12 protein-coding genes are annotated in these 13466 nt (G+C 64.8%); 2 read left to right on the forward strand and 10 right to left on the reverse strand.

Annotated elements, in window-relative coordinates; genetic code table 11:
- Window positions 1–44 precede the first annotated feature (44 nt).
- Together F3W81_RS12235 and F3W81_RS12240 are read right to left on the reverse strand one after the other, a co-directional pair.
- Window positions 45–1445 (reverse strand): YncE family protein, encoded by a 1401-nt coding sequence (locus tag F3W81_RS12235; RefSeq protein WP_193079441.1) that lies wholly within the window; start codon window positions 1443–1445, stop codon window positions 45–47.
- Between the two features lie 244 nt (window positions 1446–1689).
- Window positions 1690–2490 carry an alpha/beta hydrolase gene (locus F3W81_RS12240; protein ID WP_193079442.1) on the reverse strand — a complete coding sequence of 267 codons (801 nt, stop codon included), beginning with the start codon at window positions 2488–2490 and terminating at the stop codon, window positions 1690–1692.
- Between the two features lie 181 nt (window positions 2491–2671).
- On the opposite strand from F3W81_RS12240, the gene htpX reads away from it, so the two are divergent.
- Window positions 2672–3619 carry a zinc metalloprotease HtpX gene (gene htpX / locus F3W81_RS12245; RefSeq protein WP_193079443.1) on the forward strand — a complete coding sequence of 316 codons (948 nt, stop codon included), beginning with the start codon at window positions 2672–2674 and terminating at the stop codon, window positions 3617–3619.
- A gap of 66 nt (window positions 3620–3685) precedes the next feature.
- Here the strand turns inward: htpX and F3W81_RS12250 are convergent, their stop codons facing one another.
- The 8 genes from F3W81_RS12250 to F3W81_RS12285 form a co-directional block, all read right to left on the reverse strand.
- Entirely contained in the window at window positions 3686–5308 is a 1623-nt protein-coding gene (locus tag F3W81_RS12250; protein WP_193079444.1) for a dihydroxyacetone kinase subunit DhaK, read from the reverse strand.
- A 13-nt stretch (window positions 5309–5321) separates the two neighbouring features.
- The gene (locus tag F3W81_RS12255; RefSeq protein ID WP_193079445.1) at window positions 5322–6314 is read right to left on the reverse strand and encodes an ABC transporter ATP-binding protein; all 993 of its coding nucleotides are present in this window, start codon (window positions 6312–6314) and stop codon (window positions 5322–5324) included.
- The gene (locus F3W81_RS12260) at window positions 6307–7404 is read right to left on the reverse strand and encodes an ABC transporter ATP-binding protein (protein WP_193079446.1); all 1098 of its coding nucleotides are present in this window, start codon (window positions 7402–7404) and stop codon (window positions 6307–6309) included. Before F3W81_RS12260 ends, F3W81_RS12255 begins: the two co-directional genes overlap by 8 nt.
- A 3-nt stretch (window positions 7405–7407) precedes the next feature.
- Window positions 7408–7584, reverse strand: a complete 177-nt coding sequence (locus F3W81_RS12265; RefSeq protein WP_193079447.1) for a hypothetical protein — start codon at window positions 7582–7584, stop codon at window positions 7408–7410.
- Complete coding sequence (locus F3W81_RS12270; RefSeq protein ID WP_193079448.1) at window positions 7581–8516, reverse strand: carbohydrate ABC transporter permease; 936 nt, start codon at window positions 8514–8516, stop codon at window positions 7581–7583. The genes F3W81_RS12265 and F3W81_RS12270 overlap by 4 nt, the downstream gene beginning before the upstream one ends.
- Window positions 8513–9460, reverse strand: a complete 948-nt coding sequence (locus F3W81_RS12275) for a carbohydrate ABC transporter permease (protein ID WP_193079449.1) — start codon at window positions 9458–9460, stop codon at window positions 8513–8515. The genes F3W81_RS12270 and F3W81_RS12275 overlap by 4 nt, the downstream gene beginning before the upstream one ends.
- 73 nt (window positions 9461–9533) lie before the next feature.
- A complete protein-coding gene (locus tag F3W81_RS12280) occupies window positions 9534–10859 on the reverse strand; it encodes an ABC transporter substrate-binding protein (protein WP_193079450.1) in 1326 nt (441 codons plus the stop codon).
- A gap of 168 nt (window positions 10860–11027) precedes the next feature.
- Window positions 11028–12086 carry a LacI family DNA-binding transcriptional regulator gene (locus tag F3W81_RS12285; RefSeq protein WP_193079451.1) on the reverse strand — a complete coding sequence of 353 codons (1059 nt, stop codon included), beginning with the start codon at window positions 12084–12086 and terminating at the stop codon, window positions 11028–11030.
- A gap of 185 nt (window positions 12087–12271) precedes the next feature.
- Here F3W81_RS12285 and F3W81_RS12290 point away from each other — a divergent pair, with 185 nt between their 5' ends.
- Entirely contained in the window at window positions 12272–13348 is a 1077-nt protein-coding gene (locus F3W81_RS12290) for an alpha-hydroxy acid oxidase (protein ID WP_226941666.1), read from the forward strand.
- Window positions 13349–13466 lie beyond the last annotated feature (118 nt).

A 13466-nucleotide genomic window follows, 5' to 3' on the forward strand; every position in this document is an offset into this window, starting at 1 on the left:
CATTGGACCGGCCGCAACGAAAAGACGCTGCGGCCGGAAGTGTCTTACATTTTCGGCGTGATACGGGTGATCATGTCGCCTTTGGGGTCATCTTTGCCCTTGGCCTTGTTCACGACCAGCACGCCGCCTTCGCCGTCCAACGTCAGGTGGTTGGGGAAGGACCCGACGTTGAGGTTGGCCAGCAGATCGCCCTCGGGGCTCATCACCACGACGCTGTCAGAGGCGCGCACGGTCACATAGACATTGCCCGTCTCGGGATCGACCGCGAGGTTCAGCGGGTTGGCCCCCACCGCGACCGACTTGATCACCGCGCCGGTTTCACCGTTCAGGATCGTCACGTTGTCGCTGCCCTGACCGGCGGTGTAGATCTGTTTGCGCGTCGCGTCATAGGCCACACCGATGGTGTTGTCCGACCCGGGCACGGCAAAGACCGCCGTCTGTTCATCCGTGGCCAGATCGACAACCGCGACCTCACTGCTCGACAGGCTGGAGACGTAAAGCGTGTTATCCGCAGCATCCACAGCGATACCGCCGGTGCCGAATTCACCACGACGTTCGCCGGATTTGAGCTCGATCACGCCTGCAGGTTCCAGCGTTTTCGCATCGAACACATGCACTTCGGGCACAAAGGTGGCCGAGACATAGGCCTTGCCGTTCAGCAGAACCACATCGCGCGGATGCGGCACGAGGTCCGCGTCGAACTGCTTGATCAGCGACAGATCGTCAGCGGAATAGACCGCAACGGTGTTCTGGCGGGTGTTGGTGACCCAGACCTGCCCGAGGTCTTCCTCGACGCCGACACCGTAGACGGCAAAGACGCCGCCGCCCTGTGCGTCGGCAGCAGGCGTGACGGAGGCCAGTTGCTCAAGCGTCTTGGCGTCCAGCTTGATCAGCTGGCTTGCCTCGACCGGCGGACGGCCCACGGCAGAGGCGACAAACACCGCGCCCAGCTTGTTGGATTCGGCGACCTGATACAGACCCGGCGCCAGCTTCTGGCTGACCACGTCATACTTGTCGGCACCCATTTCCCCAAGGTTGGGCGAAACCTTGACGTCGAACGTCGTCGCATAGGGCGGGTTCTGGATCTCGGCGACCACCGGATAGCTGCCGGTCTGCGCATTATCGGGGATCGTCACCGTGGCGGTGAAGTTGCCCTTGTCGTCGGCGGTCAGCGGCGCGCCATCGTTCAGCGCAACACCGCTCTGCCGCAGCACGACCAGCTGGCCCGGCGTCAGGCCGGAGCCGGTGATCGTCGCTTCGCCACCCGGCACGATCGGTCCACGGTCGGGGCCACTGGCGCCCAGACGGCCCGCAAAGCTGCCGGTTTCGCTGAAGGCGGTCTGTGCCTGCGCAGCACCTGCGACAGCCATGAAGCCGGCAAGAGCCGCGGCAATCAGCCAGCCGCCCTGCGGACGAGCGTGCGCCATCCCCTTGGAAATCATCATAAAGTCAACCTTTCGCTGCTGAGGGGGCGCGCACGTCGGCGGCCTCCGGTCAAATGGTCCAGACCTTGTTTGCTGCAGCGATGCTGTGGCTCATCCGGGCGACATGCGCGCCCGCGCGGGGCCAAGGCGATCCCCGCCCTCCCTGCCGACCCGGTTGGTGAACCGTGCCTGGCAGGACGAACAGGCGCAGGCTTAATAATCCCGAGCAGTACAGTCAACTATTAGCGTGCACCGTGTGATCACGTCATGCGGAGGGCGCAGTCCCCATCCCGCGCAACGTCGCCCGCAGCGATTCCCCGAAGGCCTCGCCATGGCTGAGACCGTCAAACAGCGTCAGCCCCCCGGTATTGCCGACCCGCGCCAGCGCCTCGGCCAGCTCGGCGTGGGCCTCAGGCGGCAGGGCGGCGCGCATCCTTATGAAGGGCTGCACCTCGTCGCCCGGCGGCAGACTGGCGCGCGCCTGCTCGGCAGTGCCCAGATGCAGATCGACCCGCGCCACAGGCGCCTGCCCCGCCGCCAGCGCCGCATGCAGGGCAAAGCGATAGCGCATGTCATCCCACCAGAGCGACGGGCTCGCCGCATAGAACCGCCGGAACAGCGCCGCGCCCGGCAGCATCGCCGCGCGCAAAACAAACAGCCCGCCAAAGCTGTGCCCCCAGAGGCTGCGCTGCGCCGCGTCCACCGGCACCAGCGCTTCGGCCCTTGGCATCACCTCGCGCACAATCAGATCGTAGAACGCCGCCGCGCCGCCCGCAGGCCGCCCCCTCGGGTCGGTGATCACGCGTCCCTCGGGATCGGGCGGCGTGTAATCGCGCGCCCGCTCGGCCGAGGCAAAGCGCCGCTCGGCGTCATAGCCGATCGCCACGATCACCGGCGCACCGGGCTGCGCCATCGCATCCTCGGGCAGCTCCTCCAGCACCGCCGTGCCGTCCAGCGCATAAAGCACCGTATAGCCCGCAGCGGGGGCGGCTGCGTCGGGGCGCAGCACGGTGATCAGGTAATCGGCACCGGGCTTGGGGCCGCTCAGGGTGAATTGCTCTCGCATGCGCGGCTCCGCATCAGGGGTCACTCAGGGGTCATGCCGCCCTGCTAGCATGACGCGCGCCCGCGCCACCAGAGCGCCCCGAGCATCGGCAAGCCGGCGCCGCTCCATTGCACCGCGTTTCTGGCGACATATATCAATCGGGTACCGCGCATCGGCGCGGACTGACGCGGAGACTGGAACAATGGGCTATTTCAAGACAGCTGCCCTGATGGCGGCAATGACGGCGCTCTTCATGGGGCTGGGCTATCTGCTCGGCGGCAGCGGAGGCATGCTGATTGCCCTCGTCGTTGCGGCGGGCATGAACGTCTTCACCTGGTGGAACTCCGACAAGATGGTGCTGCGGATGCACAACGCCCATGCGGTCGAACCGAACGACCGTCAGGGCCTGACAGCCCTTGTCGCGGGCCTCGCGCAGAACGCCGGTATCCCGACGCCGGCCGTCTATGTCATCGACTCGGCCCAGCCCAACGCCTTCGCCACCGGGCGCAACCCGGCCAATGCCGCCGTCGCCGTCTCGACCGGCCTGCTGCAAGCCCTGTCGCGCGAAGAACTGGCCGGCGTCGTCGCGCACGAGCTGGCCCATATCAAGCACCACGACACCGCCATCATGACCGTCACCGCCACCTTTGCCGGTGCGATTTCGATGCTGGCGAACTTTGCTCTGTTCTTTGGTGGCAGCCGCGAACGCCTCGGCATGGTCGGCACCATCGCGATGATGATCTTTGCCCCCATGGCCGCCGCCGTGGTGCAGATGGCTGTCAGCCGCACCCGCGAATATGCCGCCGACAAGGAAGGCGCTGCGATCTGTGGGCACCCCCTCTGGCTCGCCACCGCGCTGGAACGGATCGCCATGGGCGCTGCCCGCGTCGACAACCCCGCGGCCGAGGCACACCCCGCCACCGCGCATATGTTCATCATCAACCCGCTGCACGGCAATGGCCGCGACAAGCTGTTCTCGACCCACCCGGCCACGGAAAACCGCGTCGCCGCCCTGCGCCAGATGGCGCTTGAGATGGGCGACACCGCGCCCGTCCGGTCCTCTGGCTCTGGCTCAGGCTCTGCGTCTTGGGGCAATCGTGGCAACACCACGCCGCAAAAGCCCTCCTCCAAGCGCGGTCCCTGGGGCTGATCGAGCGTCAGACCGGCGAAATTCGCACCGTTCACTTACCGTCGGAATACCGACCGGAGACCGACATCACGATTCCGCCAGTTTTTCGAACAGCAGGGCCACCGCTTCGGCCCCAGGATCATTGTGACCCACCAGCCGGTCGGCCGAGATATAGCTCGCCCGCCCGGCCCCCGCCTTGCCCATCGCAGCCGTCGCATCCGCCCCCTTGCGGGCCGCCTTTGCCGCCGCAGGAATGCCCTCCGGCAGCGCCGCGAGGGCCGGTGCCAGAGCGTCAATCATCGTGCGATCCCCGAGGCTTGCGCCCCCGACCTCCTGCACCCGCGCCAGCCCGGCCGCAAAGGCGCGGGCCCGGCCATGGCCACTGGCCGCCGCATCCCCCACAGCCGAGAAATAGATCGCCAGCAACACCCCGGAGGAGCCGCCCATGGTCTGGCTCAGCTCATTGCCGATGGCACGATAGAGCTGCGTCAGATCCGCCAGAGGCAGCTGAGGAATAGCCCCCTTCAACGCCCGCGCCGCCCCCGCCAAAGTCGATCCCGTGTCGCCATCACCGGAATGTGAATCCAGTGCATTCAGTTGATTTTCCTCAGCAATCAGGATGTCACAGCAGCGCGCAAGAAAGGCCTCTGTCGTGGCATCGGCTGAGGCTTTCGGGCGCAGCGGGGTCAGCCCATCGGGCATCGGCTGTATCCCGACCGGCCCCACATCCACCATCGGAGGCCAGGCATGCGGCGCAACCGGCTGCCGCAAAAGCGCCTCAACCTCGCCACTGAGCGGCAGAAGCGAAACGGAAAACCCATGCATATCCAGCGAGGTCATCAACGGCCCCGGCCCGATCAGACAGCGAATATCCGCGCCAATGTCCGAGGCCAGCAGCTCTGCTGTCAGCACCGACATCTCCAGCGGGGTCGTTGCCCCCAAGTTATTGACAAGCGCGACTTTTGGCCCTGCCGGGGTGGCGTCCCTCAGCCGCGCGACGACCGTCGCAATGGCGTCTTTGGCGGTGCTGAACTGCATCCGTTCCGCCCCGCTTTCGCCGTGAATGCCAAGGCCCAGCTCCACTTCTCCGGCGGCAAAGCGTTCGCTCTTGGGCGATCCAGGGACGGTGCAGGTGCCGAGCGACATCCCGATCGAGACCGCCCCCCCGATCACCTCACGCGCGGCCTTGGCCACGGCAGCCAGATCGCCGCCTGCGTCAGCCACCGCCCCGGCAATCTTGTGCACTAACAACGTCCCCGCAATGCCGCGCGGCTGCGGCAGATCCGGCAGAGCGACATCATCGTCGACGACGACCATTTCCACGTTCAGCCCGAAGGCACGGGCGCGTTCTGCGGCAAGGCCAAAGTTCAGCCGGTCGCCGGTGTAGTTCTTGACGATCAGCAGGCAGCCCGCCGGGCCGGTGACGGCAAGGATGCCCGCCAGCACGGCCTCGACCGAAGGCGAGGCGAAGACATCGCCGCAGACGGCCGCCGTCAGCATGCCTTGTCCGACGAACCCGGCATGGGCCGGTTCATGGCCGGAGCCGCCGCCGGAGACGAGGGCCACGCGGCTGCGGTCCCAATCGGTGCGCAGGACGACGCGGATATGGGGGTAGCCGTCCAGCCGGGCCAGCGCGCCGCCGGAGGCGCGGATCAGCCCGTCGATGGCATCGGTGACGAGGGTTTCCTTGGTGTTGATGAACTGGGTCATCGGGCTCTCCTGCTCAGAGACGCGCGCCGCTGGCGTCGAAATAGAGCGCGTCGCGGGGCTGAATGGACACGGTGTCGCCACTGGTCAGTGGCGTATGGGGGTCGGCGAGGGTCAGGATATCATGGACCCCGAGCTTCAGGTGCAACCGGGTCTGATCGCCGAGGTGTTCGACCCGCTGGACGCTGGCGGGCAGGCCCTGCCCCAGCGCGATGTGTTCGGGGCGCAGGCCGATGGATTTGGCACCTGCGGGGCTGCCACCGAACAGATCGGCGGGCAGCACGTTGATCTTCGGCGTGCCGAGGCGGCTGGCGGCATAAAGGCTGACGGGGTGTTCGTAGATCTGACGCGGGGTGCCGAACTGGACAAGGCGCCCGTGATCCAGCACGCCGACATGGGTCGCCATGGTCATCGCCTCGACCTGATCATGGGTGACGTAGAGCAGGGTCGCGCCCATCGACGACTGGATGCGTTTGAGCTCGATCCGCAAGTCGCTGCGCAGTTTCGCATCGAGCGAAGACAGCGGTTCGTCCATCAGGTAGATCGCCGGGTCGCGGACAAGGGCGCGCCCGATGGACACACGCTGCATCTCGCCGCCCGACAGCGCCGTCGCCTTGTTGTCGAGCTTGTGGGCGATTTGCAGCACCTCGGCGACCTCGGCCACCTTGCGGGTGATGACGTCGCGCGGGGTGCGCAGGATCGGGGATTTCAGAGGGAATTCAAGGTTTTCACGCACGGTGAGGTGCGGGTAGAGCGAATATTGCTGGAACACCATCGCCACGTCACGCTGCGCGGGCGTGCGGCCCTGCATGGAGCGGCCATGGATCAGGATGTCGCCGCGGTCGGGCTTGTCGAGACCCGCGACCATGCGCAGCGTGGTGGTCTTGCCCGCGCCGGTGGGGCCGAGAAGGACGACGAAGGCGCCGTCGGGGATGGTGAGGGAGACATCCGCAAGGGCGGTGGTGTCGCCGTAGGTTTTGGTGATGTTGGCAAGCGTGACGTCAGCCATGGGCGAGCACTCCTTCGTTGCCGGCAGACAGCAGGGCGCGGGTGGTCTTGCCGTCGAACAGGGTCACCGCGCGGGGGTCGAAATCGAGGCCGACGGTGCTGCCGGTCTGGATCGGATCGGCGGAGGCGGCGCGGATCTTCAGCGTGCCATGGGCGGTGTCGACCGTGACGATCTGGGTCGTGCCGAGGTATTCGGTGGCGGTGACGCGGGCGCGGTAGCCGCCCTCCGTCCGCAGCCGGATGTGTTCGGGGCGGATGCCGAACACGAGATCGCCCTTGCCGCCCTGCCGCGCCATGGGGATTTCGGTGCGGTGATCGCCGAGCATGACATGGGTGTCGGCATGGCTGAGGCTGGCATGGAAGCGCAGGAAGTTCATTGGTGGCGAGCCGATGAAATCTGCGACGAACATCGTCGCGGGCCAGTCGTAGATCTGTTGCGGAACGCCGAATTGTTCGACGACGCCGTGGTTCATCACGACGATCTTGTCGCCCATCTGCATCGCCTCAAGCTGATCGTGCGTGACGTAGATCGTGGTGGCGCCCATCCGGTCGTGCAGGGCGCGCAGCTCCTGGCTCATATGTTCGCGGAACTCGGCGTCCAGCGCGCCGAGGGGTTCGTCCATCAGGAAGCATTTCGGGTCGCGCACGATGGCGCGGCCAAGCGCGATGCGCTGACGGTCGCCGCCGGACAGACCGCCGACGGGACGGTTGAGGATCTCGGTGATGCCGAGGATCTGCGCGACCTCTTCCACCTTGGCATTCGCCGCTGCGCGCTTCATGCCCTGGGAAATCAACGGGTAGCGGATGTTCTGGCGCACGTTCATATGCGGATACAGCGCGAACATCTGGAAGACGAAGGCGATGTCGCGCTGGCTGGCGGGCTTCTGGCTGACGTCTTCGCCGCCGATGCGGATATGGCCGGAGGTGGGCAGTTCCAGCCCCGCAATCATCCGCAGCGTCGTGGTCTTGCCGCAGCCGGAGGGGCCGAGCAGCATGAAGAATTCGCCGTCTTCCACCGTGAAGGAAGAGCTTTGCACGGCGGTGAAGCTGCCGAAGTCCTTGCGGACATTTTCGATGAGGATCTGGGCCATGGGTCAGTCCGGGAAATGGCTGACGGTGATGAACATCACCGTGCCGGTCAGCGTGACAAGAAAGGACCAAGTGTAGAGGATCAGCAGGAAAGGCTGCATCATCATCACCACGCCGAGGCCGATCAGAAGGGTGGCCAGCAGCTCCCACGGGCCACGGCGGAACAGGCGTTTGGGGGTCATTTCCGTACGGCTCCGAATGTGATGCCGCGCAGCAGGTGTTTGCGCAGCAGGATGGTGAAGACCATGACCGGGACGAGGAACAGAGTGGCCCCGGCGGCGACGGCGGGCCAGTCCTTGCCGACACCGATGATGGTGGGGATGAAGGGCGGCGCAGTCTGGGCGGTGCCCGAGGTCAGCAGCACCGCAAAGGCGTATTCGTTCCACGAGAAGATCAGGCAGAAGATCGCGGTCGAGGCGATGCCGGTGGCGGCCTGCGGCAGGACGACCTTGGTGAAGGCCTGAAAGCGGGTGTAGCCGTCGATCAGGGCGGCCTCTTCATATTCCACCGGAATTTCGTCGATGAAGCCTTTCAGCAGCCAGACCGAGAGCGAGAGGTTCACGCCGGTATAAAGCAGGATCATGCCGAGGTGGGTGTCTGACAGGCCCAGTTGGCGGAACATCAGGAAGATCGGGATGGCGACGGCGATGGGGGGCATCATCCGGGTCGACAGGATGAAGAACATCAGGTCGTCCTTCAGCGGCACCTTGAAGCGGGAAAATGCGTAAGCCGCCAGCGTGCCAAGGAAAACCGACAGGAAGGTCGACCCGAACCCGATGATGACCGAGTTCAGGAAACGCTCGCCATAGCGGCTGGGGCCGCTGATCACCATGTCGTACTGGCGCACGATGCGGTCGTACCAGGTGGCAGGCTCGCCCAAGGCGCTGAGCGCGTCCGGCGACATGCGGGTGCGGGTGGTGAAGAGGTTGACGTAGCCTTCCAGCGTCGGTTCAAAGATCACCTTCGGCGGATAGGCGATGGCGTCCGACGGCGATTTGAAGCCGGTGGCGATGATCCAGAGCAGCGGCAGAAGCGTGATCAGCGCATAGGCGACGACCAGCGTTCCGGCGGTCCATTTCTGACGGGGCGAGGGGTCGGTGACGGAATAGCTCATCTTTCCTTAACCTTGTTCAGCGCCTTCACGTAGATCGAGGCGAGCCCGAACACGGTGACGAAAAGGATCACGGCATAGGCGCTGGCATAGCCGGTGCGCCATTTCTCGAACGCCTCGCGCTTGAGGTTGATCGAGGTGAGTTCGGTGATGGAGCCGGGGCCGCCGCCGGTCAGCTGCACCACGAGGTCGAACATCTTGAAATTCTCGATCCCGCGAAACAGCACGGCGAGCATCAGGAAGGGCAGCGCCATGGGGATGGTGATGGTCCAGAACTGCCGCCATTTGGAGGCGCGGTCGCATTCCGCCGCCTCATAGATGCTGTCGGGGATGGAGCGCAGGCCGGCGAGGCAGATCAGCATCACGAAGGGGGTCCACATCCAGGTGTCGACGATGACGATGGACCACGGCGCAAGGGCAACATCGCCGATCATCGAGAAGGACGAGGGGTCCGCACCGGTCAGGAAGCCGACGACGTAATTGAACAGGCCGATCTGCGGCTGATAGAGGAAGGTCCAGAAATTGCCGACGACGGCGGGGGACAGCATCATCGGCAGGACGATGATCGTCGTCCACATGTCGTTGCCGCGGAATTTCTTGTTGATCAGGTAGGCCAGCGTGAAGCCGATCAGCACCTGCAACACCAGCGTCCAGAGCAGGAAATGCGCGGTGGCCTGCATCGAATTCCAGATGTCAGGGTCGTTGAGGATGCGCTGGTAGTTGCGCAGGCCGACCCATTCCAGATCGGCGCTGGTGCGGTTGGCGCGGTAGTTCGTCAGGCTGAGGCGGATGGTCCAGATCAGCGGGAAGATGTTGATCGCCAACAGCAGGAAAATCGTCGGGGCGATGAAGATCCAGGCCACGGCGCGGTCCGAGAGGCCGCGGATCTGTCGGGCAAGTCTGACCGGCGCCGTCGTATGAACTCGGCTGGTCGTTTCATCCGTCATGGTGCTGCTTTCCGATGCGGGGAAAAGGCCGGGCGGGGCGGAGGATGCCCCGTCCGGGATCGGGGATGGCGGGCTAGAGTTTGCCGTCATCCTCGAACGTCTCGGTCCAGTCGTTGACCAGCCCGTCGAGCGCCTGCTGCGCCGTGCCGTTGCCCGCGACGACATAGTCGTGGAAGCGGCGCTGCGTGTCCTGCAGCAGGGTGGCGTAGCTGGGTTCGGCCCAGAAATCCTTTACCACCGCCATCGAGTCGAGGAAGGTCTGGGCGTAAGGCTGGCTTTCAGGAAAGCTCGGGTCCAGCGTCACGGCCTTGAGGCAGGAATAGCCGCCCATGGACCACCATTTTGCCTGCACCTCGGGCTGGGCGAACCATTTGATGTAGTCGAGTGCCGCGTCCTGTTTCTTCGAGTAGGACACGACCGAGATCCCCTGCCCGCCCAGCTGCGCGAACTGCTTGCCGTCCGGACCCTTGGGGTTGACGAAATAGCCGGTCTTGCCGCCGCCGACATTGGCATCGCTTTCAAACCCCGGCCAGGTGAAGGCGAAGTTCATCTGCAGCGCGACCTGCCCGGATTTGAAGGCGTCGATCCCCTCGCTCATGTAGCCGTTCGACGATCCCGGCGGGGTGCAGCAATCATAAAGCGCCTTGTAGTATTCCAGCCCCGCGACGGCGCCGGGGGAGTTGACGAAACCTTCCATGTCATAGGGTTTGTCGGGGTTTTCATAGAGAAACCCGTAGCTGTAGAGCACATCCATCGCGCCCATGGTGATGCCTTCCGAGCCACGCTCGGTATAGATCGAGGCGCCGTAGACCGTGGTGCCGTCGATGTCGCGGCCCTGAAAGAATTCGGCGATGTTCTTCAGCTCGTCAAAGGTGTCCGGCACGCCGAGGTCATGGCCGTACTTGGTTTTGTATTCGGCCTGAATGTCCGGGCGGTCGAACCAGTCCTTGCGGTAGGTCCAGCCGACCACGTCGCCGAAGGCCGGCAGCGCCCAGTAGTTCGGGGTGTTCTTCGGCCATTCGGAATAGCCGGTGACAGTGGCGTCGATGAAGTCGGACATCTTGATGTCGTTGGCATCGAAGAAATCGTTCATCTTCAGGTAATGGCCGTTTTCAGCCGCGCCGCCGATCCACTGGCTGTCGCCGATCATCAGATCGCAGAGCTGCCCGCCCGAGTTCAGCTCGTTCAGCATCCGGTCGGCGAAGTTGGGCCAGGGCACGAATTCGAAGTTCATCGTGTTGCCCGACTGCTCCTCATACGCCTTGCTGAGCTGCACCAGCGCGTTGGCGGGGTCCCAGGCCGCCCAGCAGAGTGTCAGATCTTCGGCCATGGCGCTGGTTGCACCAAGTCCCGCCATGGCTGAGACAGCCGTGGCCAACAGATAGTGTGACGTTTTCATTGGATCCTCCCAGATCTCCCGGCCACTCACCGACCGCTCCCTGAGAAAAGGCTATTTGAGGTGCGTACCTCAAGTAAAGCAAATTTTCACGAAGGTGTGAGGGAGCGGGATCAAGGCGCTGATAAGGGGAGAGATTTAGTTCGGGGTATCTGAGCGCAGAAATGCGCTTTAGCCGGAAACCTCGGGGGTTTCCTCAAGTCTGGGCAGGTTTGCCTCCAGCAGGATCTCGATGCGGATGCGTTCCTGCGACTCAACTGTGGGCGCATTCTCTGCCTTGGCGCGCAGGACGCGCAGTGCGCTGCGCACCAGATGGCCGATATCCTGAGTGATCACCGCGCTCAGCCGCCCGCTGATCAGGCTTTGGCGTGTGAGGGACGTCAGCTCATGCGCTATGACGACGCAATCGGGCGCAACACCATGGGCATCCAGAGCGCTGAGAGCGGCGGCCGAGGCCGAGCTCATCAGATAGATCGCGCGCAGATCCGGGGTCGCGGCAAGGGCATTGGACAGGACCCGTTCGGTGCGGGCGGAGTCTGCGTAGGTCTCGATCGTGGGCGAGGCGTGCAGATGCGGAAAGTCCTGCTGAACGACGGCGTCGAACCCGTGCCGGCGATCAAGGCTGTCGCGCGACTGGATCGTCTCGGCAATCACCAGAACCGTGCCGGGTGCCGCCCCGCAAAACCGCCCGATCAATGTCGCGGCGGTGCGCCCGGCGTCGACATCATTGATCCCGATGAAGCGGTCGCGGGCAGCGTTCGGCTGATCCGCGACAAAGGTGACGACGGCGATCCCCTGATCCCTCACCCGCTGGATGGCATCGCGGGTCTGCGGCGTTTCCGGGGCCATCACGGCCACCCCGTCGACGCCGTCGCGGGCCAGCGCGCCCAAGGCTTGCACGACGCTATGCGGGTCATTGGTCGGCACGCGCAGGGTGCGCGCCGTCACACGTTCATGGCGCAGCGCCCGGCCCGCCTCGGCAACGGAGGAGACGATCAGCGACAGAAACTCGTCCTGCCGATCAGGCAGCACGAATACGAAATAGTAAAAGCGTTTGCGTGCCAGAGTCGCTGCTGTCTGGTCGCGCACGAAACCGATGTCGTGAATGGCGGCGTTGACCTTCTCGATGGTCTTTGCACGAACCCCGTCGCGCCCGTTCAGAACCCGGTCAACAGTGGCCAGACTGACGCCCGCCGCTGCGGCCAGATCCCGTGTCGTTGGCTTGGACATCGTCGTTTTATACCTTTGCAATCACTCTCGTAAGGCTTTTGAGGTACGTCAATCAAGGGCTCTGACGCAAGACCGCAGCGCGGCCTGCGCTGACGGGCGTACCAGAACAGCGCACGGCATACTTGAGTCCTCCTGTCAGGAATGAGAGAAAGGACGTGATTTCATGATGGGATGCAGGGCGAAGCGTGACACAGACCGATCCGATCCTGACCTGCCTTGCCGACTATGCGGCAGCCGCGCAGCATGCCATGTCGCCACAGGCGGCGGCGTATTTTCTGGGCGGCGCCGCGGATGAGGTCACGCTGCAACAGAACCGCGCCGTCTTTGATCGCTATGCGCTGGTGCCGCGCGTGCTGACGGGGATGCGCCACGGCTCAACCGCGCTGAGCCTTTTGGGCCGTCCGCTGGCGCATCCGATCCTGCTGGCACCTGTTGCTTATCAGCGCATGGCGCATCCGGACGGCGAAACAGGCACTGCCATGGCCGCGGCTGCGCTGGAGGCGCTGATGGTGCTCAGCTGTCAGGCCTCGGAACCGCTGGAGGATGTCGCGCGCGCAGGCGCCACATGCCGCTGGTTTCAGCTCTATATGCAGCCGACGCGCGAGGCGACCATGACGCTGGTGTGCCGGGCCGAGGCTGCGGGCTATGAGGCGCTGGTGGTCACGGTTGACGCCCCGATCAGCGGCGTGCGCAACCGGGAAATGCGCGCGGGCTTTCAACTGCCCGAAGGGATCGCACCGGTGAACCTGCAAGGTTTGCCCCCGGCCCCACCGCCGGAGGGCAGCAACGTCGTCTTCGACCACTTCATGGCGCAGGCCCCGGGCTGGAGCGATATCGCCTGGCTGCACAGCCAGACGCGCCTGAAGCTGGTGCTCAAGGGCATTATGCATCCCGAAGATGCGCGGCGGGCCATAGACCTTGGTGCGGATGCGGTGATCGTCTCGAACCACGGCGGGCGTGTGCTGGACACCGCCGTGCCGACCCTGCTGCAACTGCCCGCGGTGGTGCGCGCCGTGGCGGGCGAGGTGCCGGTGCTGTTGGATGGCGGCATCCGGCGCGGCACGGATATCCTCAAGGCCCACGCTCTGGGGGCCAGCGCCGTGCTGATCGGGCGTCCTGTTGTCGAGGCACTGTCGGTGCGCGGCGCGCAGGGCGTGGCCCATGTGCTGCGGCTGCTTCGGGATGAGCTGGAAATCGCGATGGCGCTTTGTGGTTGCAACGCACTTGAGCAGATCGGACCGGAGCTGCTGCGCCAGCTGTGACCTGCAGCGCGGGCCATCTGGGTCGAAAACACCCTGCGAAGCGACCAGAACAGCTTTAAATTGTCCCCGACGCCCCCGCACACCTATTGAAATGCGCCTGTGTTTCATCGTAGCTCGG

The sequence above is a fragment of the Pseudooceanicola spongiae genome, from assembly GCF_014899185.1.
GTDB lineage: Bacteria > Pseudomonadota > Alphaproteobacteria > Rhodobacterales > Rhodobacteraceae > Pseudooceanicola > Pseudooceanicola spongiae.

Coding starts and splice junctions, on each gene's coding strand:
- F3W81_RS12250 (WP_193079444.1), bottom strand. CDS start 5,308: ATGACCCAGTTCATCAACACCAAGGAAACCCTCGTCACCGATGCCATC.
- F3W81_RS12240 (WP_193079442.1), bottom strand. CDS start 2,490: ATGCGAGAGCAATTCACCCTGAGCGGCCCCAAGCCCGGTGCCGATTAC.
- F3W81_RS12260 (WP_193079446.1), bottom strand. CDS start 7,404: ATGGCCCAGATCCTCATCGAAAATGTCCGCAAGGACTTCGGCAGCTTC.
- F3W81_RS12255 (WP_193079445.1), bottom strand. CDS start 6,314: ATGGCTGACGTCACGCTTGCCAACATCACCAAAACCTACGGCGACACC.
- F3W81_RS12275 (WP_193079449.1), bottom strand. CDS start 9,460: ATGACGGATGAAACGACCAGCCGAGTTCATACGACGGCGCCGGTCAGA.
- F3W81_RS12270 (WP_193079448.1), bottom strand. CDS start 8,516: ATGAGCTATTCCGTCACCGACCCCTCGCCCCGTCAGAAATGGACCGCC.
- F3W81_RS12235 (WP_193079441.1), bottom strand. CDS start 1,445: ATGATGATTTCCAAGGGGATGGCGCACGCTCGTCCGCAGGGCGGCTGG.
- F3W81_RS12280 (WP_193079450.1), bottom strand. CDS start 10,859: ATGAAAACGTCACACTATCTGTTGGCCACGGCTGTCTCAGCCATGGCG.
- F3W81_RS12285 (WP_193079451.1), bottom strand. CDS start 12,086: ATGTCCAAGCCAACGACACGGGATCTGGCCGCAGCGGCGGGCGTCAGT.
- htpX (WP_193079443.1), top strand. CDS start 2,672: ATGGGCTATTTCAAGACAGCTGCCCTGATGGCGGCAATGACGGCGCTC.
- F3W81_RS12265 (WP_193079447.1), bottom strand. CDS start 7,584: ATGACCCCCAAACGCCTGTTCCGCCGTGGCCCGTGGGAGCTGCTGGCC.